Here is a 22932-nt window from a genome sequence, read left to right as displayed (position 1 = left end):
AGAACGGACAGCTCCGGCACCAGGACTCGAACCTGGACAACAAGGACCAAAACCTTGCGGGCTGCCAATTACCCAATGCCGGATCAGCCTGGCGACTCGGATCACATCCGATCGCCCGACTCCCCTACGATACCGACCCCTTGCTATCAAACGCGCCTCGTTTGGAGACCTCATCTGATACAGGGCGTGCCGGTCGCCGGAACGGCACCGGACAGGCGCAGGCCAAGTGCCGTCTAGCAGACGGCCGGGTGGCGCGCAAGTCGTTAAACCCCTAGACGACGTTCCCCCAAGAGTCACCTTCCCCACATTAAGCACTTAGGGATTCCTAACTTACGATGGCGTAGGTTACGGTTGCGTAGCCCGACAAACGCCCACCTCCTCCCAGCTTCCGTGAGGTAGTGCATGACCGTCATCGAAGAACGCCCCGCGCCCGGCCCGAAGCCGGAGGCGGACCCAGAGCCGAAGACCACGATCGAACTCGTCACGTTCGGCGTGGTCGTGGCCGCGCCTCTGCTCGCCTTGCTCGCCGCCGTTCCCTTCGCGTGGGGATGGGGGCTCGGCTGGACCGACGTCGCGATCTTCTTCGTGTTCTACGCGGTTTCCGGGCTGGGTGTGACCGTTGGCCTGCACCGCTACTTCACTCACGGTTCCTTCAAGGCCAAGCGCCCGATGAAGATCGCGCTGGGCATCGCGGGCAGCCTCTCGCTGGAGATGTCGGTGCTCGACTGGGTGGCCACCCACCGCAAGCACCACAAGTTCTCCGACAAGGAGGGCGACCCGCACTCGCCGTGGCGGTTCGGCAGCGGCTTCCTGTCGCTGACCAAGGGACTGCTCTGGGCGCACGCGGGCTGGCTGTTCGAGACCGACCGGGTCAACCGGGAGAAGTACGCCCCCGACCTGCTCAAGGACCCCGACATCGTCAAGCTGCACAAGTTCTTCCCGGTGATGGCGATCTCCTCGATGGTGCTCCCCCCGCTGCTCGGCGGCCTGCTGACCTGGTCGTGGTGGGGCATGCTCACCGCCTTCTTCTGGGGCACGCTGGTCAGGATCGGACTGCTGCACCACGTGACCTGGTCGATCAACTCCATCTGCCACGTCTTCGGCGAGGAGGTCTTCGAGTCGCGTGACAAGTCGCGCAACGTGTGGTGGCTGGCCATCCCGTCGTTCGGCGAGTCCTGGCACAACCTGCACCACTCCGACCCGACGTGCGCCAGGCACGGCGCGCTCAAGGGACAGATCGACCTCAGCGCCGGGGTCATCCGCTGGTTCGAGAAGGCGGGCTGGGTTCACGACGTCCGCTGGCCGACGCCGGAACGACTGGCGGCCAAGCGCATATCCGCCTGAATCATGACACCGCGCCGCACCTCCGGTGTCCCCCCTAACACCTTGGACAACACGCCCGCGCCCCCCTCAAGAAGGGGGCGACGGCCCCCGGTCCGGCGAAATACGGTTCCCGTTTCGCAACCTGGGAGCGCCATCATTGGAAACGTGAGCGAACCCCGACGACGCATGTCAGGCAAGGAACGCCGGGAGCAGCTGATCCAGATCAGCCGGACCCTGTTCGCTGAGAAGGGGTTCGACGGCACATCGGTCGAAGAGATCGCGGCGACCGCCAACGTCTCGAAGCCCGTGGTCTACGAGCACTTCGGCGGCAAGGAGGGAGTCTACGCGGTCGTGGTCGACCGGGAGATGCAGAAGTTGCTCGGCCTGGTGACGGAGGCCCTCTCCGCCTCACACGCGCTGATCAAGCTGGAGCGGGCCGCGCTGGCGCTGCTGGCCTACGTCGAGGAGAACAGCGAGGGCTTCCGCATCCTGGTCCGCGACTCACACGCGGCCTCGGGGACGGGCACGTTCGCCAGCCTGATCAACGACATCGCCAGCCAGGTCGAGGACGTGATGGTCGACCAGTTCGCCGAGCGCGGCTACGACCCGAAGCTGGCGCCCATGTACGCCCAGATGCTGGTCGGCATGGTCGCGCTGACCGGCCAGTGGTGGCTCGACGTCCGCAGGCCCGCCCGCGAGGAGGTGGCCGCGCACCTGGTCAACCTGGCCTGGAACGGCCTCACCGGTCTGTCCCCGACCCCCCGCCTGACCTCCTTCTCCCACGGCCTGGAACCCCGCGGCCTGGAACCCCGCGGCCCCGAAGCTCACGGCGTCGTGGCCCCGGCGCCGACCGAGAAGGAGCTTCGCGAGCGGGAGAAGGCGCGCGAGCGCGAACTGAAGGAGCAGGAGAAGGCCCGCGAGCGCGAGCGGCGCGAGGCCGACAAGCTCGCCCGCGACCTGGAGAAGATCAGGCAGCGGGAGCTGAAGGAGCAGGAGAAGGCCCGTGAGCGCGAGCAGAAGGAGCGCGAACGGCTGCTCAGGGAGCAGGAGAAACTCCGCGAGCGGGAGCTGAGGGAGCAGGAGAAGCTCCGTGCCAGAGGGGCGAGGACACCCGCGGGAGGGTCGGCGACAGCCTCCGGAGATGGGGAAAACCTGGAAACAAGCGAGTAACCAACAGCAGCCGTTGATCCCAAATTAACGTTCCGTTCAATCAAAGCGGGCATTCTGGTCATATGTCCGCCGATCCCGCGCACCCCACCCCCGAAGGACTTCCTCTCCCCCAGGAACGCTTCCTCAACCGCGAGGAGAGCTGGTTGCAGTTCAACCAGCGGGTTCTTGAACTGGCCGAGGACACGTCCCTGCCCCTGCTTGAGCGGGTACGGTTCCTGGCGATCTTCGCCAGCAACCTGGACGAGTTCTTCCGGGTACGGGTCGCGGGCCTCAAGCGGCGGATGGCCACCGGCCTGCTGCTTCGCACCAAGAGCGGGCTCAAGCCCCGCGAGGAACTGGCCAGGATCGCCGCGATCGCCGACGAGCTCGCGCAGCGGCACTCGGCCTGTTTCCACGAGCAACTGCGCCCGCAGCTCGCCTCCGAGGGCATCGAGATCGTGCGCTGGGACGACCTCGGCCGGGACGAGCGCACCGAGATGCGCAAGCTGTTCCGGGAGCGGATCCGACCGGTTCTGACCCCGCTGGCCGTCGACCCCGCCCATCCTTTTCCCTATATTTCCGGACTCTCGCTCAACCTTGCCGTGACCGTCCGAAACCCGGCGACCGGCAACACCGTGTTCGCCAGGGTGAAGGTGCCCAGCAGGCTCCCCCGGTTCGTCGCGGCCTCCAAGGACCGCTTCGTCCCCCTCGAAGACGTCATCGCCGCCCACCTGGGACAGCTCTTCAAGGGCATGGAGGTCGTCGAGCACCACGTCTTCAGGGTGACCCGCAACGAGGACCTGGACGTGGACGAGGACGTCACGGAGAACCTCATGCAGGCCCTGGAGCGGGAGCTGCTCAAGCGCCGCTTCGGCCCTCCGGTGCGCCTGGAGGTCGAGGACACCATCACCCCCGAGGTTCTCGACCTGCTGGTCGACGAGCTGGGGGTGGCCCAGCACGAGATCTACCGGGTGCCCGGTCCGCTCGACCTGACCGGGCTGCACGCGATCTCCGACCTGGAGCGGGGCGAGCTGAGCTTCCGCCCCTTCGTGCCCGCCGAGGTGGTCCACGTCGAGGACGACATCTTCGCCGTCCTGCGCGAACGGGACGTGCTGCTGCACCACCCCTACGACTCCTTCTCCACCAGCGTGCAGCGCTTCATCGAGCAGGCCGCCGCCGACCCGAACGTGTTGGCCATCAAGCAGACGCTCTACCGGACCAGCGGTGACTCGCCGATCGTGGACGCGCTGATCGACGCGGCCGAGGCGGGCAAGCAGGTCGTCGTGGTCGTGGAGATCAAGGCGAGGTTCGACGAGCACGCCAACATCACCTGGGCGCGCAAACTGGAACGGGCCGGATGCCACGTGGTCTACGGGGTCGTCGGCCTGAAGACCCACTGCAAGCTCGCCCTCGTCGTACGGCAGGAGCCCTCCGGCGAGCTGCGCAGCTACTGCCACATCGGCACGGGCAACTACAACCCCAAGACCGCCAGGCAGTACGAGGACCTGGGTCTGCTGACCGCGGACCCGCTGGTCGGCGAGGACGTCACCGACCTGTTCATCCACCTGACCGGCTACTCCAACCACTCGGCCTACCGGCGGCTGCTGGTCGCCCCGCACTCGCTGCGCGGCGGTCTGGTCGCCAGGATCGAGCGGGAGATCTCCCACCAGGAGGCGGGCCGCCCGGCCAGCATCAGGATGAAGACCAACTCCCTGGTCGACGAGCTGGTCATCGACGCCCTCTACCGCGCCTCTCAGGCGGGTGTCCCGGTCGACCTGTGGGTGCGCGGGGTGTGCACGTTGCGTCCCGGCGTTCCCGGGCTCTCCGAGAACATCCGGGTCAGGAGCGTGCTCGGCCGCTTCCTCGAACACTCCAGGATCTACGAGTTCGGCCACGGGCGCAGGCCGGAGATCTGGATCGGCAGCGCCGACCTCATGCGACGCAACCTGGAGCGCCGCGTCGAGGCGCTGGTCAAGGTCACCAGCCAGCAGCAGCGGATGTACCTCAGCTCGCTGCTCGACCGGGCCATGTCGGAGGAGACCTCGACCTGGTGGCTCAACGCGGACGGCAGCTGGGCCCAGCACCCCGGTGACGACCTGCAGAACCATCTGATCAGCACCCGGCGGTGGAGGACGATAGATGACTGAACTGGACGTCCACCCGACCGACATGATCCGCGCCGCGGGGGCGGTGGTGTGGCGAGGGCAGGAGACGGCCCCCGAGGTCGCACTCGTCCACCGTCCCAAGTACGACGACTGGACCTTCCCCAAGGGCAAGTTGAAGCCGGGTGAGCACGTCATCGCCGGAGCCCTGCGCGAGGTGGCCGAGGAGACCGGGATCACCGCGCTGCTCGGCCGGGCGTTGCCGCCGATCCACTACCTGAAGGGCAAGCGGCTCAAGCGCGTCGACTACTGGGTGGCCAGGGCCGCCACCAGCGAGCCGTACACCGACGTCGAGGAGGTCGACGAGGTCGTCTGGCTCTCGCTGAAGGAGGCCAGGCGGCGGCTGACCTACGAGTGGGACGCGGGCCTGCTGCGCGCCCTCACCGCGGTCCCGCTCGCGACCACCCCCCTCGTCTTGGTACGGCATGGCATGGCCGGTTCGCGCCAGGATTGGGAGGGTGACGACGACGAACGTCCCCTGGACGAGGTGGGAAGGCTGCAGGCCGAGGTCCTCACCGACGCCCTGGCGGCCTACCGTCCCGTCGAACTGATCAGCTCGACGAGCAGCCGGTGCGTGCAGACGCTTGAGCCGTACGCCGAGAGCGCCGGGCTTGAGATCCGTCAGGAGCGGCTGCTGTCCGAGACCTACCACGACCCGAGGGCCGCGCTGCGGCTGGTGTCGAAGGTGCTGGACTCGGAGCGTTCGACGGTGCTGTGCAGCCACGGCAAGGTGCTTCCCGAGCTGATCGCCGGGATCACCGACCGGCCCGGGGACGTGCAGTTACGCAAGGGCGCCTTCATGGTGCTGCACCACGCCGGCGGCAGGGTCGTCGGCGTGGACCGCTACATCACCTGAAAGCCGACAGAAGCTCCTCCACGGCCTTGGAGGTCTCGGCCCAGACCGCCGGGAACTCCTCCCACGCCCGTGCCGCTCCGGCTCGCTCAAGGCCGGTCAGCACGCCGTAGGTGAAGGTGTCCTCCCCCGCGAGCCTGGCGTTGGCGGCCTCGGCCGCGAGCCGTTCCTGGGCGACGACGCCGTCTTGGTGGGTGCCGAGCACCTCCTGTACGGCCTCTGCGTGCTTGGCCAGCTTGCCCAGGCCGAGCACCTCGGCGGTGTAGCGGGCCCGCTTGGCCGTCTTGCGCACCTCGTGCATGGCCTCCTCGCGCTCCGGGCCCTCGACGGCCTGGGCCGCCGCGTACGCCTTGGTGACCCGGTTCCAGCCCTTGGCCGCGACGGCTTCGAGGGAGTCGGCGGGCCGCTTGGCGGCCTTGGTGAGCGTGGGCGTGGCGACCAGGTCGTCCAGCGCGTCGAGCAGCGCGAAGTAACGCTCCCCGCCGAGCACCTCCCTGATCCGGTCGTAGGCCTCGTGCTCGGCGTCGAGCAGGTCGGAGCTGAGGCGGGTCCCGACCGGGCCCACGACCAGCTCCTGGTCGAGGGTCGCGAGGCTGCGGGCGAAACGCTCCCTGATGACCTCCAGGTCACGGGCCTCGCCGAGGACCCCGGCCAGCCACTTCAGCTCCTCCTGGAGGGTCTCGGTCCCCTCGACGACCGATTTGAAGGACTTCAGCGCGCTGCGCAGCCTCCGGGAGGCGACGCGCATCTGGTGGACGGCGTCCTCCTCGGCGCGCCGTACCCGGGGGTCCTGGGCCAGGAGAGCGGCCACCTGGGCGCCGAGATAGCCCATGACGACCTCGCCCGCCGAACCGGACTTGGTCTCGGCGAGCCGTACCGTGGGGACGGGGGCGGCGGAGTTGAGCAGGCGGGCCAGCTTGCTCGACGAGTCGGCGGGCGAGGCTCCCGCCTTCGTCAGCCGCTTGCCGACCTTGGCGAGCAGTTTGACGTCGCCCTCGATCAGTTCGGCCTCGACCTCACGCCAGCGTTCGAGGTGCGGCTGCTCACCCAGCACGGTGCCCTTGACCCGGTCGTCGGCGATCTCGACGAGCCGAACCCCGGCCCCGTTCACCAGGTGGGTCACCGAACGGCGGGTGTCGAGCTCGGCGACGGGGGTCAGGGGCGCGCCCCTGGTGTAGGCGAGCACGAGGTCGGCCAGCTCCCTGGGCACGATCTTGGCGCTGCGGGTCAGCGGGTGGACGATCTCCTGCCGGACGCCCTTCGCCTTGGGGAGCTTCAGGTGCCAGCCCGGGTCGGTGCCGCCCCGGCGCCGCCGCAGGGTGATGCCCCGGGCCGCGAGCCGCAGGTCAGGGGTGTCGAAGTAGAGCGCGACGAGCTGGTGGGTCTTGGGACCGACGACCCCCGAGCAGCCCGGCAGACCGGTCAGTTCGGGCAGCTCGTAGTCCACCGGCACGTCGAACTTGTCTTCTATTTCTATAGCCACAGGCCGTCCCCTGATGTGCCCAGATATCTCTCTCAGTCCCTGCAGTATTTATTGACGTCCCACCATTCGTCCACAACTCCGGACGATCGACCTGCAATTACCCATCGGGTACAGACCCCACCCTGTCCGGACAACGCCTTTCGTTAAGGATTTGTTCATTTTTCGGTCATCTTTTGGGCCACCACGAAAATCCGCCGGAAGGGGAACAGGGTGCCGTGGGGACCGCAGGGGTAGGCCCGCGCGAGCACGTCGGAGCAGTCGTGCAGGAAGTCGTCCGCCTCCTCGGGAGACAGCCGGTCGAGCATGGGACGCAGGAAACTGCCGGTGATCCATCCGAGCACGGTCTCCTCGCCGGTGAGAACGTGCAGGTAGGTGGTCTCCCAGGCGTCGACCCGGCAGCCCACCCCGGCCAGCAGGTCGTGATACTCGGCGGGCTCACCGACCGGAGTCGGCCTGACCAGGTCGGCGAGCCGATCACGCCAGGTCGTACGGCACAGCTCGTGCACCAGCGCGTGGCTGGGCGCGCCGAAGTTGCCGGGGACCTGGAAGGCGAGCCAGCCCCCCGGCGCGAGCGCCTCCACCCAGCGCGGCAGCAGGTCACGGTGGCCGGGAACCCACTGCAGGACGGCGTTCGACACGATCACGTCGACCGGTTCGCGGGGACGCCACCGGGTGACGTCCCCGACGGAGAAACTCAGCCCACCCGCCGCCGGGGCCCCGGCGAGCATCGCGGGCGAGGAGTCGAACCCGTGCACCTCGGCCTCGGGCCAGCGTTCGGCCAGCGTGGCGGTCAACTCACCGGTGCCACATCCCGCGTCCACCACCCGGCGCGGGCTCCGCGCCGCTATCCTCGCGACCAGGTCGAAGAAGGGCCGCGACCGCTCGTCGGCGTACCGGCCGTAGACCCGTGGGTTCCATATATCTCTTGACATCAAGACAACTCATAACGGGTTATTTATCTCGATGTCAAGACAGATAGACTCACCACATGACCGTGCACCGCTCCGGCCGCGACCTCGACCGGCCCCGCGACGAGGTGGACCGGCTGGTCACCGCCTGGCGCCAGGAACGCCCCGACCTCGACGTCGAGCCTCTCCAGGTGCTGAGCCGGGTCTCCCGGCTGGCCCGTCACCTGGACCGCGCCCGCCGGGCGGCCTTCGCCGAACACGGCCTGGAGAACTGGGAGTTCGACGTCCTCACCGCGCTGCGCCGGGCGGGCGAGCCGTACGAGCTGAGCCCCGGCGCGCTGCTCAGGGCCACCCTGGTCACCTCGGGAACCATGACGAACCGGATCGACAGGCTCGCCGCCGCCGGTCTGGTACGGCGCCGCCCCGACCCCGAGGACAGGCGAGGGGTGCTGGTCTCCCTGACCGACGCCGGACGGGTCCGGGTCGACAACGCCTTCGCCGACCTGCTCCGCCGCGAACGCGACTTACTGGCAGGCCTCGGAAAGCATGAACAGCAGGCCCTCGCGGGCCTGCTGCGCACGCTACTCGTCCCTTTTGACGCGACCGACATCGGAGCGCACTGACCCCACTGCCCTCACGTCAGGGGACAAACCTCTGACTTTCACTCGCCCAGGCGGTCGGCCAGCTCCAGCCACTCGGTCTCCACGGCCTCCTTCTCCGCGAGGACCTCCTTGAGCTCGGCGTCGAGGGAGGCCAGCCTGCCGTAGTCGGCGGCGGCGTCCGCCATGGAGGCGTGCAGCTTCTCCTCGCGGGTGCCCAGCTTGTCGAGCTGACGCTCAAGACGCGAGAGCTCCTTGCGCAGCTCCCGCTCCTCCTTCGCCGACAGGCCGGTGGTCTCCGTCGGCTGCGGCGTGGCACGGACGTCCGTCGAAGCCGCGGCCCTGGCCGACAGCGCCCCGCCGGAGGCACGCCGTTCGAGATACTCGTCGACACCGCCGGGCAGCATCGACAGCCTGCCGTCGCCCAGCAGCGCGACCGTCCTGTCCGAGACCCGCTCCAGGAAGTAGCGGTCGTGGCTGACCACGATCAACGTGCCCGGCCAGCCGTCGAGCAGGTCCTCAAGCTCGTTCAGTGTCTCGATGTCGAGGTCGTTGGTCGGCTCGTCCAGCAGCAGCACGTTGGGGTCGTCCATCAGCAGCCGCAGCAACTGCAGGCGGCGCCGCTCGCCACCCGACAGGTCACCGACCACCTTCCACTGCGCCTCACCCCGGAAACCGAGGCGTTCCAGCAGCTGGGAGGCGGTCCACTCCTTCTTGCCGACCTGGATGAACTTGCGGATCTCCTCGACGGTCTCCAGCACCCGCCGTGTGGGGTCCAGCTCGGCCAGCTCCTGCGACAGATGAGCCAGCCGGACGGTCTTGCCCCGCACGACCTTGCCGGAATCAGGTCGCACCGTGTCGGCCAGCAGCCGCAGCAGCGAGGACTTGCCCGAACCGTTGACCCCGATCAGGCCGACCCGGTCACCGGGGCCGAACTGCCAGGTCGCGTGCTCCAGAACCAACGGCCCCGCCCCGGGACCGCCCGCGTGCAGCGTGACGTCCTCAAGGTCATAGACCGTACGGCCCAGCCTGGCGGCGGCGAACTTCACCAGCTCGACGCTCTCCCTGGGCGGCGGCTCGTCCGCGATCAGCGCCTGGGCCGCCTCGATGCGGAACTTCGGCTTCGAGGTACGCGCGGGCGGGCCCCGGCGCAGCCAGGCGATCTCCTTGCGCATCAGGTTCTGCCGCCGGGCCTCCGAGGCGGCGGCCACCCGGGCCCGTTCCGCCTTGGCCAGCACGTAGGCGGCGTACCCGCCCTCGTAACGCTCGACCGTGCCGTCGACCACCTCCCACGTCCTGGTGGAGACCGCGTCCAGGAACCACCGGTCGTGGGTGACCACCAGCAACGCCGTACGGCGCGCGGACAGGTGCCTGGCCAGCCAGTCGATGGCCTCGATGTCCAGGTGGTTGGTCGGCTCGTCCAGAATGATCAGATCGTGCTCGCCGACCAGCAGCCTCGCCAACGCCGTACGGCGCCGCTCACCACCCGACAGGGTCCCGGCCAGCGCGGTGAGGTCGATGTCGCCGAGCAGACTGGCCATGATCTCGCGGATGCCCGCGTCACCGGCCCACTCGTGCTCGGGCCTGCCGCCGACGACGATCTCCTGCACCGACAGCGCCGGGTCGAGGTCGTCGCCCTGGGACAGAACCCCCACGTGCAGACCCCGGTTGTGGGTGACCCGTCCCGCGTTCGGCGTGAGGGCACCCGCGATCACCGAGATGAGCGTGGTCTTACCACCACCGTTGCGGCCGACCACCCCGACACGGTCACCGGCCTCGATGCCCAGGGAGACATCCCTCAGCAGAGGCTTGGGACCGTAGGAGTGGGAAACCGACTCAAGATTGACCAGATTCATCGTTTCATAAGGTTACTGCGTTGATGGCGGGGNNNNCGGGGCTTGGGCGCCCCGAGTCGGCGCTTTCCCTCGTCACTCCGTCGCTGCGCTCCTTCGCTCCTCAGTCCAAGCACCGACGCACCCAAGCCCTGTCTCTTTGCTCCGCCTGGCGGCGTCGCAGGTTCGGGCGCCTTGAGCCAACGCTTTCCCTCGTCGTTCGTCCGCTTCGCTCCCTCACTCCTCAGTCCAAGCGTCGGCGCGCCCGAACCGAAACTCCACACGCTTGGGGCCGGGAAAGCACAAGGTGTGCCGCTTTGCGGCGTCGCGGGCTTGGGCGCTTCGGGTCGGGGTCTTCCCTCGTCGCTCCTTCGCTCCTCAGTCCAGACACCGACGCGCCCAAGCCGGACACTCCTCACGCACGGCATCGGTAAGGCCGAGATCGAACCCTTCATGGCCGGCGCCGATGGTTGTGAGTCGGACTGGGGAGGGCGGCACCTTGGCCGAGCTGTCGCGCTGTCTTGCCGGGGATCGGGGCCGCCTGGAGGGGCTGGGAACAAGGGAGTGGGGCGGGGTGGGGTTTGGGACTCCTCTGATGATCATTTTTGGGTGTTCGCATTGGCTGTTTGCTGATCAAGCGGTGAATATGTGGCATATGGTGCGCGGATGCGTCCTCCTGAGCAGCCTTCCCCCACGGGCCCGCCACCCGGTCGGCGGCCGGAATCGCCGCCGCCGCGGAGTCGCAGGAACATCGCGGTCTTCGTGGTCATCGCGGCCGTCGCGGTGATAGGCGTGCTCAGGCTGTTGGGCGGCCTGGTAGCCCCGCCCGACGGCGGCGGCGGGACACCCGTGGCGGAACCGGTGGCCTCGACGCCGACGCCCATGAGGACACCGCCCCCGGTCGAGGAGGACACCGGGCCGAGCACGCCGAGCATGGAGCCGACGGCGGCACCCGACCCGTCGGCGTCGGCACTCGAAGCGGCGTTCACGGCGGCGGTGAGGCAGCGGAAGGCGCTGAGGGACGCCGACCCCTACAAACTGGGATGGCTCGGCCGGAACATGTGCGCGGCGCTGGAGGAGGGAAAGGGTTTCGCCGCGGCCGCGCACCTCGGGACCAGCGGGTTCGACCCGGAGACGTCCGCGTACATAGCGAAGCTCGCCATCGTCAACCTGTGCCCGCACCAGCGGGATGCGATTCCCGGTTAACGCGCTCCCCGGGCCTCAGACGACCGTGGGACCCGGAGTGGGGCCCTGGGCGGTCAGGACGTCCCTGGCCACTCCGGCGGCCCGCAGGCAGACGGCCAGGGTGACGGCGTGGTCGGCGGACTCGGCCAGGAAGGCGCAGGTGGGGCCCGAGCCGGAGACCAGGGCGCCCAGGGCTCCGTGTTCGCGGCCCGCGTCCAGGGTCCTGGCCAGGCTGGGGCGCAGGGACACGGCGGCGGGCTGCAGGTCGTTGGCCAGTTCGGCGCCCAGGGCCTTGGCGTCTCCGGCGCGCAGCGCGGCCAGCAGGGGCTGTGACGCCCGGGGCGGGCCGACCGGGTCACCGCTCTCGGCGCGCAGGCGGTCGCACTCGGCGTAGACCCTCGCCGTGGACAGGCCGCCGTCGGCCAGGGCGAAAACCCAGTGGAACGTGCCATCCGCCTCAAGGGAGGTCAGCCGCTCCCCCCTGCCGGTGCCGACGGCCGTACCGCCAAGCAGGGCGAAGGGCACGTCGCTGCCGAGGTCGGCGGCGATCTCCATCAGGTCCTCGACCGGCAGGCCGAGGCCCCACAGTTCGTTGCAGGCGACCAGGGCCGCGGCCGCGTCGGCGCTGCCGCCGGCCATGCCGCCCGCGACCGGGATCGCCTTGCGGATGACGAGACTGACGCCGTAGGACCTGCCGGCGTGCCCGGCGAGCGCGAGGGCGGCCCGGATGGCCAGGTTGTCGGCGTCCTGTGGCACCTCGCTCGCCGACTCACCCTCGACGCGGACCCGCATCCCGGTCTCCGCGACGGCCGTCACCTCGTCGAAGATCGACACGGCGTGGAAGACGTTCACCAGGTCGTGGAAGCCGTCGTCGCGGAGCGGCCCGACCGCGAGCCGCAGGTTGACCTTGGCGGGCACCCGGACGGTCACCGAGTTCATGCGTCCCTCTCATCGCTCGTCACGGTCCCCGATCGTAACGGGGTCCCCGCACACGTCCTCGCAAAGCTCCCCAGCAAATCAGCTCATGTGCGCTTTTCAGCGATTCGTGCGAAGTCCTCGATGGACAACTGCTCGCCACGGAGTGTGGGATCGACCCCGGCGGCGCGCAGCGCCTGCTCCGCGGCGGCGGCCGTACCGGCCCAGGAGGCGAGGGCGGCGCGCAAGGTCTTGCGGCGCTGGGCGAAGGCGGCGTCCACCACCGCGAAGACCTCCTCGCGCGAGGCGGTGGTCTCCGGGGGCCGCCTGCGGGTCATCGCGACGAGCCCGGAGTCCACGTTGGGCACCGGCCAGAAGACCGTCCTGCCGACGGGACCGGCTCTGCGGACGTCGGCGTACCAGGCCGCCTTGAGCGAGGGGATGCCGTAGACCTTCGAACCCGGCGCCGCGGCCAGCCGGTCGGCCACCTCGGACTGGACCATGACCAGGACGGCACGCAGGGACGGCAGCGTCTCCAGCAGGTGCAGCACCACCGGGACCGACACGTTGTAGGGGAGGTTGGCGACCAGGGCGGTCGGCCTGTCCTCGGGCAGTTCCTCGGGCAGCACCCGCATGGCGTCCGCGAGCACCACGGTCAGGCGGTCGGCGAGCTCGGGGGCGTGCCCGGCGACGGTCAGCGGGAGCTGTTCGGCCAGGACCGGGTCGATCTCGACCGCCACGACGCCGCGTACCTCGGGGAGCAACGCGAGGGTGAGCGACCCGAGGCCGGGCCCGACCTCGATGACCACGTCGTCGGGGCGCAGATCGGCCACCCGGACGATCCTGCGCACCGTACCGGCGTCGATCACGAAGTTCTGGCCGAGCTTCTTGGTCGGGCGGACGCCGAGCCGCTCCGCCAGCTCACGTATCTCGACCGGGCCGAGAAGGCTCATCGCCGCCCCTCACTCACCGCATGCTCCCCACGTCATCCGACAAGTGTCGCGCATGGAATCCCCCGGTGAGGACGCCCGGTCTTCCGGATAACGTGATCCGTACGGGGGTTCGTCGGCGATGGAAGGATTGCCCCCGTGATGGATGCCAACCGGCCCGGCGTCGAGGGGTTACGTCCCGGCGACCCCGGATGGATCGGGGAGCACCGGCTTCTCGGGCGCCTCGGTGAGGGCGGCATGGGCACCGTCTACCTGGCACGGAACCCGCAGGGGCGCCTGGTCGCGGTGAAGGTGATCAAGCCCGAGGTCGCCGTCGAGGACGGCTTCGCCGAACGGTTCCACGCGGAGGTGCGCAACGCCCGGCGGGTCGCCTCGTTCTGCACCGCCCAGGTGCTCGGCGACGGCAACGCCGACGACGGCAGGCCGTACATGGTCACCGAGTACATCCCGGGCACTCCCCTGTCACGCCAGATCAGCGTGTACGGCGCGCTCGACCCCGCCCAGCTGCACGGTGTGGCCCTCGGGGTGGCCGCCGCCCTGGCGGCGATCCACGTCGCCGGGCTGGTCCACCGCGACCTCAAGCCCGCCAACGTGATCCTGTCCCTGTCCGGGCCGCGGGTGATCGACTTCGGCGTCGCCAGGGCACTGGACTCCACCCGTGGCTTCACCCGTTCCGGCGAGGTGCTCGGCAGCCCGGGGTGGTGGGCGCCGGAGCAGGTGAAGGGGCTTGAGATCACCCCGGCCGCCGACGTCTTCGCCTGGGGGTGCCTGATCGCCTACGCGGGCAACGGCCGCCACCCGTACGGCCGGGGCGACATGATCACCATGGCGACGCGGCTGCTGAACACCCCACCCGACCTGGGCTCGCTTCCCGCCCCGCTCGACGACCTGGTCCGCAGGGCGACCGCGATGGACCCCGGAGCGCGCCCGACCGCGCAGGACCTGCTGATCGCGCTGGTCGGCGGCTCCCCGGCCCCTGCGGGCCCCCTGACTGCGGGCCGGCCGGCTCCGGTCGTCGACGTGCTCGGTGACACGTGGCGGCCTCCGGCCAACGTGGAACCGGACACCACCCAGGTCCTCGGTGGCCTTGGCGCCCCCGGGGCGCCCCCCGCGGCCCGGTCCCGGCGGAGGAAATCAATCATGGTGGGACTCGTGGTGGCCGCCGCGCTCGCGGTCACCGTCGCGGTGCTGGCCCACGTCCTCGGGAGCCCTGACAGCACAGGAGGCGGAACCTCCTCGGGCGGCGGTCCGACCGACGTGGGCAGGCGGATCCCGATCGGCTCTCCGGTCGGAGATCCGCAGCTGATCGTGCCACGGGCTCCACGCTGCGGCCTGACCTCCTACGAGGGCACGACGGCGCGCGGCAGGTTGTGCGTGGTCACGCTCACCCTGCTCAACCCGGGTGGCGAACGCGTCCCCCTCAGTCGTGACCCGTTCACCCTGCTCGACGACGCGGGGACGCCCCACACCCCCGAGGCGCCCGTGGCGGGCCTGACGGACACGCTGGCCCCCGGGGGCAGGCTGGACCGGGTCCTGGTCTACGACCTGCCTCCCGAACGGCGACCGGCCCGGCTGAGCGGCCAGGTGACCGGCGGCGGACGGCGGATCGAGGTGCGGCTGTGAGGTTCCTACCGCAGGCCGCCGTGCCGTTCGCGCTGCTGTTCACCCTCGTGGCTGTGCCGTCGTCGCCGTCGTCGCCGTCGTCATCCCCGTCGCCCGCGGGCTGTGGCGGGGACACCGCCGTCGGCGACCCGTTCGCCTCCCCGGGAGGGGTGACCGGGGCGGGAGCCGTACACGTCCTGTCCGGCAGGGGCGACGAGGCAAGGGCCGTGCGCGCCCCCGCGCCCGCGGCGGGCGACGGGTTCGGCTGGTCGGTACGGCTGGCCGACCTCGACGGCGACCGCTGCGCGGACCTGGTGGTCGGCGCGCCGTACACGGACGTGGCGGGGCGGCCGGACGCGGGTGCCGTCTACATCGTGTACGGCACGGCCTCCCGCCCTCCGGTGCGCCTGCTCCCCTCCTCTCCCGAGGCGGGCGCCCACTTCGGCTGGTCGCTGGCCGTGGGGCGGGGCACGCTCGCCGTCGGCGCCCCGCACGAGGACGCCGACGGGGTCGAGGACTCCGGCGCGGTCCATCTGTTCGACGTGGGGGCCGGGTTCGGTGAGGGGCGGCGGATCTCCCAGGACACGCCGGGGGTGCCGGGCAGCGGTGAGCCCGGCGACATGTTCGGCTGGTCGGTGGCCGTCGGCAGGATGGGCGGCCGACGGGACGCGGCCGACCTCGCGGTCGGCGCGCCGTACGACAACGACGACGGAACGGGACGCCAGGAGAGCGGGGGCGCCGCGGACGCGGGCTCGATCGCCGTGATCTACGACGTGTCCGGCGCGAGGGACGCCTACGCCAGCAGGAAGTGGGACCTGCGCCGGATCGTGGAGACCCACGCCGGCGACCGGTTCGGTTACTCCATGGCCTACGCGGAGGAGGGGGAGGCGGGCTACCTCGCGGTCGGGGCGCCGCTCGGCGACGGCGGTGGGGTACGCGACTCGGGGCTGGTGCGGCTCTTCCACTCCTCGGCGACAGAGGAGATCACCTCGCTGGCCACCCTCGACCAGGGTTCCCGAGGCGCCACGGGCGACGGGTACGGCTTCTCGCTCGCCCTCACCGGGGAGGGCGGCGCCCGGCTGGCGGTCGGCGCCCCGTTCGGCGGTCCCGGCGGACGCGGCCGGGTCGTGGTGGTCCCGGTGCGAGATCCGTCCGCAGCCCGGGTGGTCGAGCGGGGGAAGGCGGGAGACCGGTTCGGCTGGGCGGTCGGGTTCGGCGGCAACCGCCTCGTGGTCGGCGCTCCGGACCGCGACGGCTCTGGGGCGGTGACGGTCCTCGGCCGCAACGACACCGTGGGAACCCCGCTGCCCCCCGCCCAGGACGACGGGGAGCCTGCGGAGTTCGGCGCCTCTGTGGGCTGAGCCTCTGTGGGCTGAAGACGAGGTGAAGCCGCCGTGGCCCGGACATCGTGGGCCGAGCGGCGCTGTGGGCAGAAAGCCGTTGTGGCGGGGCGTCGTGTGGCCTGGTTGTGTTCTGGCGGTGCTCTGGCGGTGCTCTGACGGTGCTCTGGCGGTGCTCTGGCGGTGTTCACCAGGTGCCGAAGACGGCCTCCCCGTTGGCGCTGATGGCCGTGGCCAGCTCGCCCGGGTCGATCCCCTTGACCTCGGCGAGGCAGCGCAGCGTGAGGGGGATGAGATAGGGGGTGTTCGGCTTGCCCCGGTGCGGCGTCGGCGGAAGGTAGGGCGCGTCGGTCTCCACCAGCATCAGCTCCACGGGCGCGAGCGCGGCGGCCTCCCGGAGATAGCCCGCGTTCTTGTAGGTGACCGGGCCGGAGAAGGACATGTGATAGCCCGCCTGGACGCACCTGGCGGCCATCTCGGCGTCACCGGAGAAGCTGTGGAAGACCACGACGTCCGGCGCCCCCTGGTCGGCCAGGACGTCCAGCACGTCGTCGTGGGCCTCCCGGTCGTGGATCACCAGGGCCTTGCCGGTCCGTTTGGCGATCTCGATGTGCGCCCTGAAGCTGGCGTGCTGGTCGTCCTTCGACGCCCAGTCGCGGTAGTAGTCGAGGCCCGTCTCCCCTACCGCCCTGACGTGCGGCAGCCGGGCCAGCGCCTCGATCTCGGCGAGCACCTCGGGCGTCGAGGCGTGCGCCTCGTTCGGGTGGATCGCGACCCCCGCGTAGACGTCGGGGTGCAGTTCGGCCACCTCCGCGTTCCACCGGGAGGAGGGCAGGTCGTAGCCGATCGTGACCAGCCGGGTCACCCCGACGGAACGGGCCTGGTCGAGGATGCTCTCGACGCTCGCCTGGGCCGCCTGCGCCGCCTGGGCGACGGGGTCACCCGAGGACGCCTGACGGTTGCCCACCATGATGTCGAGGTGGCAGTGGCTGTCGAACACCTCCGCGGCCAGGGGCTCGGGAGGGGCGGGAAGCTTCGTCGTGCTCACCCGCCCCAACCTATCGAGCCTGTCACGTCACCCCAACCGGGCGAGCTCCTCATCGACGATCTTCGGGTCGAGCTTGGTGAAGAGCCTGGTCGGCGGCGCGAGCGGGACCCCGGGCCGGATCGGGGTGTGCTCCCAGCGCGCCTGGCCGTCGTAGTCGCCGGTGATGATGGGGTACGGCCTGCCGTTCTCCTCGACCTCCCTGATCTCCGGCATCCCCGACCAGACGCCGGTCCCGCCGAGCATCTCGTGGATCTTGTTGGAGGAGGAGGGCAGGATCGGGGTCAGCAGCGTCTTGGCGTCGTCGACGACCTGCAGGGCCACGTGCAGGATCGACTTGACCCGCTCGGGGTCGTCCTTGATCTTCCACGGCTCCTGGTCCGCGAGGTACTTGTTGGCCTCACGGATGACGTCGAACGCCTCGTTCGTGGCGTTCTTGAAGCGGGAGCGCCCGAGCTCGGCACCGACCCTGGGGAAGGCGGCCCGGCTGCGTTCGAGCATGGCGCGGTCGGCGTCGGTGAGGTCGCCCGCCTCAGGGATGGCGCCGAAGTTCTTGGCGGCCATCGAGATCGACCGGTTGACCAGGTTGCCCCAGGCCGCGACCAGTTCGCCGTTGTTGCGGTTGAGGAACTCCGACCAGGTGAAGTCGGTGTCCTGGTTCTCCGGACCGGCGACCGCGATGTAGTAGCGCAGCGCGTCGGCGTCGTAGCGGGCCAGGAAGTCACGGACGTAGATGACGACCTGACGGGAGGAGGAGAACTTGCGCCCCTCCATGGTCAGGAACTCGCTGGAGACGACCTCCGAGGGCAGGTCCAGCGCGCCGAGCGCCCCCGGCGTGCCGTTCCTGGCGCCCTGGCCGTTGTAGCCGAGCAGCAGCGCCGGCCAGATCTCGGCGTGGAAGACGATGTTGTCCTTGCCCATGAAGTAGTAACCACGGGCGTCGGGGTTCTGCCACCACTGCCGCCAGGCCTCGGGGTCGCCGGAGCGGCGGGCCCACTCGATGGAGGCGCTGAGGTAGCCGATGACGGCGTCGAACCAGACGTAGAGCCGCTTGTTCGCCTGGTCGCTCCAGCCGTCGAGCGGGATCGGCACGCCCCAGTCGAGGTCACGGGTGATCGCCCGGGGCTGCAGGTCGCCCAGCAGGTTGAGGGCGAACTTCAGCACGTTTGGCCGCCAGTCGCCCTGCTTGGACTGCAGCCAGGTGGCGAGCACCTCGGCGAAGGCGGGCAGGTCGAGCATGAAGTGCTCGGTCTCGACGAAGACCGGCTTCTCGCCGTTGATCCTGCTGACCGGGTTGACCAGCTGGATCGGGTCGAGCTGGTTGCCGCAGTTGTCGCACTGGTCGCCACGCGCGCCGTCGTAGCCGCAGATGGGGCAGGTGCCCTCGATGTAGCGGTCGGGCAGGGTGCGCCCGGTCGACGGGGAGATGGCGCCCATCGTCGTCTTGGGGAAGACGTAGCCGTTGGCGTGCAGCCCCTTGAAGACCTCCTGGACCACGGCGTAGTGGTTGTCCGTCGTGGTCCGGGTGAACAGGTCGTAGGACAGGCCGAGCGCCTGGAGGTCTTCGGCGATGACCCGGTTGTAGCGGTCGGCGAGCTGACGGGCGCTCAGCCCCTCCTTGTCCGCCTGGACCTGGATCGGGGTGCCGTGCTCGTCGGTCCCGCTCACCATGAGGACCTTGTTGCCCACCATCCGCTGGTAGCGGCTGAAGATGTCGGACGGCACGCCGAATCCGGAGACGTGCCCGATGTGGCGGGGGCCGTTGGCGTACGGCCAAGCGACCGCGGTCAGGATGTGCTGGGACATGTAGCCAAGCCTAAGGGACGCCGACTCAGGCCTTGGTGCGCTCCCGGGGATCGGGCCGTGCCGCTCTCCCGGGAGGGGCTCAGGCCTTGGTGCTCTCTCGGGGGACCGTCTGCTCCTCGCCGTCCAGGCTGACGGCTTGGGCGGCCTCCTCGGCCGCGGAGGCGGCCACGTCGATCGGCGTCTCCTTGGAGCGGCGGATGCCCAGGATGCTGATGAACAGGGCGGCGAAGATGGTCTGGAAGCTCATGATCAGCGCGGTCGCCGAGGGGACGACCAGGCGCAGTGACTCCGACGGGATCAGCGGGCCGAAGCTGCGCGTCTGCCAGTGGACCAGCGAGGCGCCCAGGCCGAAGAGTCCGGCCAGGGCCAGCAGGCCTCCGGCGATCAGGCCCTTCTCCAGGGTCACGATGTCGACGAGCTTGCGCACGCGCCTGTCTTCGGGCAGGAAGCCCTCCTCGGCCGCGTAGACCTTGGTGAACAGGGCGAACAGGACCGCCTGGAAGCCGATCACCACGGCGGCCGATGCGCCGACCAGGGTGTCGACGTCGAAGCCGAGCTTGCCGATGTAGATCGGCCCGAAGCTCAGGGCGGCGCCCGCGACCAGGCCCAGGGTCATCAGGATCAGGCCGGGGATGAAGAACAGCCAGCGCGGGCTGTACAGCATCAGGAAGCGCAGGTGGCGCCAGCCGTCGCGCCAGGAGCGCAGGTGCGGCGGGCGGGAACGGCCGTCGGGCGACAGGGTGGTCGGCACCTCGCGCACGTCGAGACCGGACAGGGTCGAGCGCACGACCATCTCGCTGGCGAACTCCATGCCGCCGGTCTGCAGGCCGAGCCTGAGGATCGAGTCGCGCCGGAAGCCGCGCAGGCCGCAGTGGAAGTCACCGATGGCGCTGGGGAAGAACAGCCTGCCGATGAAGGACAGCACCGGGTTGCCGAGGTAGCGGTGCAGCGGGGGCATGGCGCCGGGGGCGATTCCGCCCTTGAAGCGGTTGCCCATCACCAGGTCGGCCCCGTCGCGCAGCTGCTCGACGAACGGCAGCAGCGCGGTGAAGTCGTAGGAGTCGTCGGCGTCGCCCATGATGACGTACTTGCCGCGGGCGGCCCTGATGCCCCCCATGAGGGCGTTGCCGTACCCCTTGGCGTCGACGTGCACGACGCGGGCGCCCGCGTCACGGGCGAGCTGCTGGGAGCCGTCCGTGCTGCCGTTGTCGGCGATCAGCACCTCTCCGTCTATCCCGTGCTCCCGCATGCAGGCCAGTGCCTTGCGTACGCAGGTCTCCACGGTCTCCGCCTCGTTCAAGCAAGGCATGACCACGGTCAGTTCCACGTCTCAACCTCTCAGTTACGGCACAGCCCAACCTCATCATGATGCCCTCTAACGTCTACTGTGCGGGTCAACTCCACCAAACGGCTGGCATCCTGTAATGCATGGTGACCGTCACCGAGGCGCCGCGCCTCGACTCACCCGCGGCGGGTGTGCTCTCGCGCGCGCTGGCCCTCCTCGGCCGCCACCGGCTGTTCGCCGTGGCCGTGGCGCTGGCGTTCGCGCTGCGTGTGGTCACGATGCTGGGATACGGTCCGGCGCTGTGGTTCAACGACTCCTTCGAGTACGTCTCGGGGGCGGTCAATCCTGGCAGACCCAGTGCCCTGCGACCGAACGGTTATTCCTTCTGGCTGCTCCTGCTGCGGCCCTTCCACAGCTTCTCCCTGGTGGTCCTCACCCAGCACCTGATGGGCCTGGGTGTGGCGCTGCTGATCTACGTCCTGCTGCGCAGGAGGTTCGGGCTGCCGGGGTGGGGGGCGACGCTGGCCACGCTGCCGGTGTTGTTCGACGCCTACCAGATCCAGCTCGAACACCTGATCATGTCGGACGCCATGTTCATGCTGCTGGTCGTGGGCGTCGTGACGTTGGTGCTCTGGCACAGGAAGATGTCCTGGCAGGTCGGGGCCGTGGTCGGCCTGCTGCTCGCGCTGACCGCGCTGACCAGGTCGATCGGCCTGCCGATCCTGGCCCTGGTCGCGGTCTACATGCTCGTCAAGCGGACCGGCTGGAAGCCGATCGTGGCCATGGTCACGGCCTGTGGCGTTCCGGTGGCCGGTTACATGGCCTGGTTCGCCGCGACGTACGGCAACTTCGCGATGACCAGCAGCGACGGCGCGATCCTGTACATGCGGACCGCGCTGTTCGCCGACTGCAGGACGATGAGGGTCGATCCGCGCAAGGAGCTCGAACTGGCGCTGCTGTGCATCAGCGCCCCGCCGAGCGAGCGTCACTTCTCCGGGCAGAAGTACCTGTGGTGGGCGCAGCCCGGGCAGCGGTTCCACGCCTTCGGGCCCAACACCACCTTCACCCCCGACATCAACCGGGCCGCGGGGGCGTTCGCCAGGCGGGCGATCCTGGCCCAGCCGCTCGACTATCTCGGCGTCATGGCCGGAGACTTCTTCCGCGCCTTCCGCTGGGACCGGCCGCAGTTCCCCGACGCCAACACCTACCGGCAGTACGAGTTCCTGCCGGAGGGCAAGGTGCTGCCCACCTGGCCGTCGTACAGGGGCACCAGCGACCGTGACGCCCAGACCTACGACCCGAGCCTGCCGACCGCCCAGATCCGCGGCAAGCCCAGTGTGATCGGCACCGAGGTCCACGACCCGTGGGCGAGGTTCATGCAGGGCTACCAGCAGACGGTCAGGCTGCCCGGCATCGTGGTCGGCGTGCTGCTGCTGATCGGCCTCGCCGGGGTCGTGGCGCGCTGGCGCACCCTGGGCGGTCCGGTCCTGCTGCCGTGGCTGGGCGCCTTCGGGCTCATCCTGGCGCCCGCCGCGACTGCCGAGTTCGACTACCGCTACGTGCTGCCCGCCGTACCGCTGGCGTGCCTGGCGGCGGCGATCGCGCTGCGGCACGGGTTCAGACCCAACTCCGCAAGAGCATCCGGCGCCACCACTCCTCGTGCGGAATGACGTCGGCGGTCAGCACCGGATAGAGCCACCAGAAGTTGATGATCGCGAGGAGGGCGAAGAGGCCGACCACGCCCGCTCCCACGGCCCTGCGGTTCGGTGTGGCGTCCGCGGGGCCGATGATCAGCCCGGCGACCAGGGTGATGGCCAGGATCATGAACGGCACCATGGGGATCGTGTAGAAGTTGAACATGGTGCGGTGGTCGGCCAGCGCCCAGTAGAACCAGGGCAGCCAGCCCGCGGCGTAGCCGAGCAGGGCGGCCCCGGCCCGCCAGTCCCGGGACGACACGTACCAGACGATCATGGCGACCAGGGCGGCGAGCCCGCCGTACCAGATGACCGGGGTGCCGACGCCGAGGATGGCCGAGGCACAGGTCTTGACCCCGCAGACGTTGTCCGAGCCCTCGTAGAAGAACGCCACGGGGCGAAGCATCAACGGCCAGCTCCACGGCTCCGACTGGTAGGGGTGGGAGGCCGAAAGGCCGGTGTGGTAACCCAGCACCTGGAAGTGGTAGCTCAGCCAGGAGCGCAGCGAGTCGAAGACGAAGAAGACCGGTCCCTGTGAGGTGGCCTGCGCCCAGTTGCGGCCCCAGCCGAGCGGCGAGACGAACCACCCGGTCCAGGAGACGAGATAGGTCAGCGCGGGCAGCAGGCCCATCGCCCCGAGCAGCGTCGGCAGGTCCTTGCCCAGCGCCCCGCTGTACGGCCTGCCCAGGCCGACCGCCCTGCGGGCCCCGGCGTCCCAGATCAGCGACATGACGACGAACGCGACCAGGTAGAAGATGCCCGACCACTTCACCGCGCAGGCGGCGCCCAGGAGCACTCCGG

Annotated in this window: 18 protein-coding genes and 1 tRNA gene; 9 read left to right on the top strand and 10 right to left on the bottom strand. The window is 69.9% G+C overall.

Going from position 1 to position 22932, the window contains the following annotated elements; translation table 11 throughout:
• Positions 1-11: 11 nt before the first annotated feature.
• Positions 12-83, bottom strand: a tRNA-Gln gene (locus ACFOYY_RS36920).
• A gap of 319 nt (positions 84-402) precedes the next feature.
• On the opposite strand from ACFOYY_RS36920, the gene ACFOYY_RS36915 reads away from it, so the two are divergent.
• From ACFOYY_RS36915 to ACFOYY_RS36900, 4 genes are all read left to right on the top strand, one after another.
• Positions 403-1344: an acyl-CoA desaturase gene (locus tag ACFOYY_RS36915; protein WP_386195908.1), complete on the top strand. Its 942-nt coding sequence runs from the start codon at positions 403-405 to the stop codon at positions 1342-1344.
• A 144-nt stretch (positions 1345-1488) separates the two neighbouring features.
• Positions 1489-2493 carry a TetR/AcrR family transcriptional regulator gene (locus tag ACFOYY_RS36910; RefSeq protein ID WP_362913996.1) on the top strand — a complete coding sequence of 335 codons (1005 nt, stop codon included), beginning with the start codon at positions 1489-1491 and terminating at the stop codon, positions 2491-2493.
• A gap of 62 nt (positions 2494-2555) precedes the next feature.
• Complete coding sequence (locus ACFOYY_RS36905) at positions 2556-4619, top strand: RNA degradosome polyphosphate kinase (protein WP_352013920.1); 2064 nt, start codon at positions 2556-2558, stop codon at positions 4617-4619.
• Positions 4612-5490, top strand: a complete 879-nt coding sequence (locus ACFOYY_RS36900; protein ID WP_352013921.1) for an NUDIX hydrolase — start codon at positions 4612-4614, stop codon at positions 5488-5490. Before ACFOYY_RS36905 ends, ACFOYY_RS36900 begins: the two co-directional genes overlap by 8 nt.
• Here ACFOYY_RS36900 and ACFOYY_RS36895 read toward each other — a convergent pair.
• Positions 5483-6970, bottom strand: coding sequence for a CYTH and CHAD domain-containing protein (locus ACFOYY_RS36895; RefSeq protein WP_352013922.1), 1488 nt, complete (start codon positions 6968-6970; stop codon positions 5483-5485). The genes ACFOYY_RS36900 and ACFOYY_RS36895 overlap by 8 nt on opposite strands.
• A 155-nt stretch (positions 6971-7125) precedes the next feature.
• The gene (locus ACFOYY_RS36890; protein WP_386195906.1) at positions 7126-7902 is read right to left on the bottom strand and encodes a trans-aconitate 2-methyltransferase; all 777 of its coding nucleotides are present in this window, start codon (positions 7900-7902) and stop codon (positions 7126-7128) included.
• Positions 7903-7958: 56 nt separating this feature from the next.
• Between ACFOYY_RS36890 and ACFOYY_RS36885 the strand changes: the two genes are divergently transcribed.
• Entirely contained in the window at positions 7959-8501 is a 543-nt protein-coding gene (locus tag ACFOYY_RS36885) for a MarR family winged helix-turn-helix transcriptional regulator (RefSeq protein ID WP_386195904.1), read from the top strand.
• 38 nt (positions 8502-8539) lie between these two features.
• On the opposite strand, the gene ACFOYY_RS36880 is transcribed toward ACFOYY_RS36885, so the two are convergent.
• Complete coding sequence (locus ACFOYY_RS36880; protein ID WP_352013925.1) at positions 8540-10333, bottom strand: ABC-F family ATP-binding cassette domain-containing protein; 1794 nt, start codon at positions 10331-10333, stop codon at positions 8540-8542.
• A 738-nt stretch (positions 10334-11071) separates the two neighbouring features.
• Here ACFOYY_RS36880 and ACFOYY_RS36875 point away from each other — a divergent pair.
• Positions 11072-11515, top strand: a complete 444-nt coding sequence (locus tag ACFOYY_RS36875; RefSeq protein WP_386195902.1) for a DUF732 domain-containing protein — start codon at positions 11072-11074, stop codon at positions 11513-11515.
• A 15-nt stretch (positions 11516-11530) separates the two neighbouring features.
• On the opposite strand, the gene ACFOYY_RS36870 is transcribed toward ACFOYY_RS36875, so the two are convergent.
• Positions 11531-12433 carry a 4-(cytidine 5'-diphospho)-2-C-methyl-D-erythritol kinase gene (locus ACFOYY_RS36870; RefSeq protein ID WP_386195900.1) on the bottom strand — a complete coding sequence of 301 codons (903 nt, stop codon included), beginning with the start codon at positions 12431-12433 and terminating at the stop codon, positions 11531-11533.
• A gap of 83 nt (positions 12434-12516) precedes the next feature.
• Positions 12517-13362 carry a 16S rRNA (adenine(1518)-N(6)/adenine(1519)-N(6))-dimethyltransferase RsmA gene (gene rsmA / locus ACFOYY_RS36865; protein ID WP_352013928.1) on the bottom strand — a complete coding sequence of 282 codons (846 nt, stop codon included), beginning with the start codon at positions 13360-13362 and terminating at the stop codon, positions 12517-12519.
• Between the two features lie 138 nt (positions 13363-13500).
• On the opposite strand from rsmA, the gene ACFOYY_RS36860 reads away from it, so the two are divergent.
• Both ACFOYY_RS36860 and ACFOYY_RS36855 read left to right on the top strand, forming a co-directional pair.
• The gene (locus ACFOYY_RS36860; protein ID WP_386196170.1) at positions 13501-14982 is read left to right on the top strand and encodes a serine/threonine-protein kinase; all 1482 of its coding nucleotides are present in this window, start codon (positions 13501-13503) and stop codon (positions 14980-14982) included.
• On the top strand, positions 14979-16322 hold the full coding sequence (locus tag ACFOYY_RS36855; RefSeq protein ID WP_386195897.1) for a hypothetical protein: 1344 nt from the start codon (positions 14979-14981) through the stop codon (positions 16320-16322). Before ACFOYY_RS36860 ends, ACFOYY_RS36855 begins: the two co-directional genes overlap by 4 nt.
• A 166-nt stretch (positions 16323-16488) precedes the next feature.
• Here ACFOYY_RS36855 and ACFOYY_RS36850 read toward each other — a convergent pair whose 3' ends face one another.
• The 3 genes from ACFOYY_RS36850 to ACFOYY_RS36840 form a co-directional block, all read right to left on the bottom strand.
• Positions 16489-17349, bottom strand: coding sequence for a TatD family hydrolase (locus tag ACFOYY_RS36850; protein WP_386195895.1), 861 nt, complete (start codon positions 17347-17349; stop codon positions 16489-16491).
• Between the two features lie 27 nt (positions 17350-17376).
• Positions 17377-19152 (bottom strand): methionine--tRNA ligase, encoded by a 1776-nt coding sequence (metG, locus tag ACFOYY_RS36845; RefSeq protein ID WP_352013932.1) that lies wholly within the window; start codon positions 19150-19152, stop codon positions 17377-17379.
• A 79-nt stretch (positions 19153-19231) separates the two neighbouring features.
• Complete coding sequence (locus ACFOYY_RS36840) at positions 19232-20479, bottom strand: glycosyltransferase (protein ID WP_386195892.1); 1248 nt, start codon at positions 20477-20479, stop codon at positions 19232-19234.
• Between the two features lie 101 nt (positions 20480-20580).
• Between ACFOYY_RS36840 and ACFOYY_RS36835 the strand changes: the two genes are divergently transcribed.
• On the top strand, positions 20581-22107 hold the full coding sequence (locus ACFOYY_RS36835; RefSeq protein WP_386195890.1) for a hypothetical protein: 1527 nt from the start codon (positions 20581-20583) through the stop codon (positions 22105-22107).
• On the opposite strand, the gene ACFOYY_RS36830 is transcribed toward ACFOYY_RS36835, so the two are convergent.
• Positions 22055-22932, bottom strand: an 878-nt coding sequence (locus ACFOYY_RS36830; RefSeq protein ID WP_386195888.1) for a dolichyl-phosphate-mannose--protein mannosyltransferase, incomplete at its 5' end; no start/stop codon positions are given. The two genes, ACFOYY_RS36835 and ACFOYY_RS36830, sit on opposite strands and share 53 nt — an antisense overlap.

Source organism: Streptosporangium jomthongense (assembly GCF_042650425.1).
Lineage (GTDB): Bacteria > Actinomycetota > Actinomycetes > Streptosporangiales > Streptosporangiaceae > Streptosporangium.
Note: the sequence above shows the minus strand (reverse complement) of the source record. Positions and strands in the feature narration are given on the sequence as shown.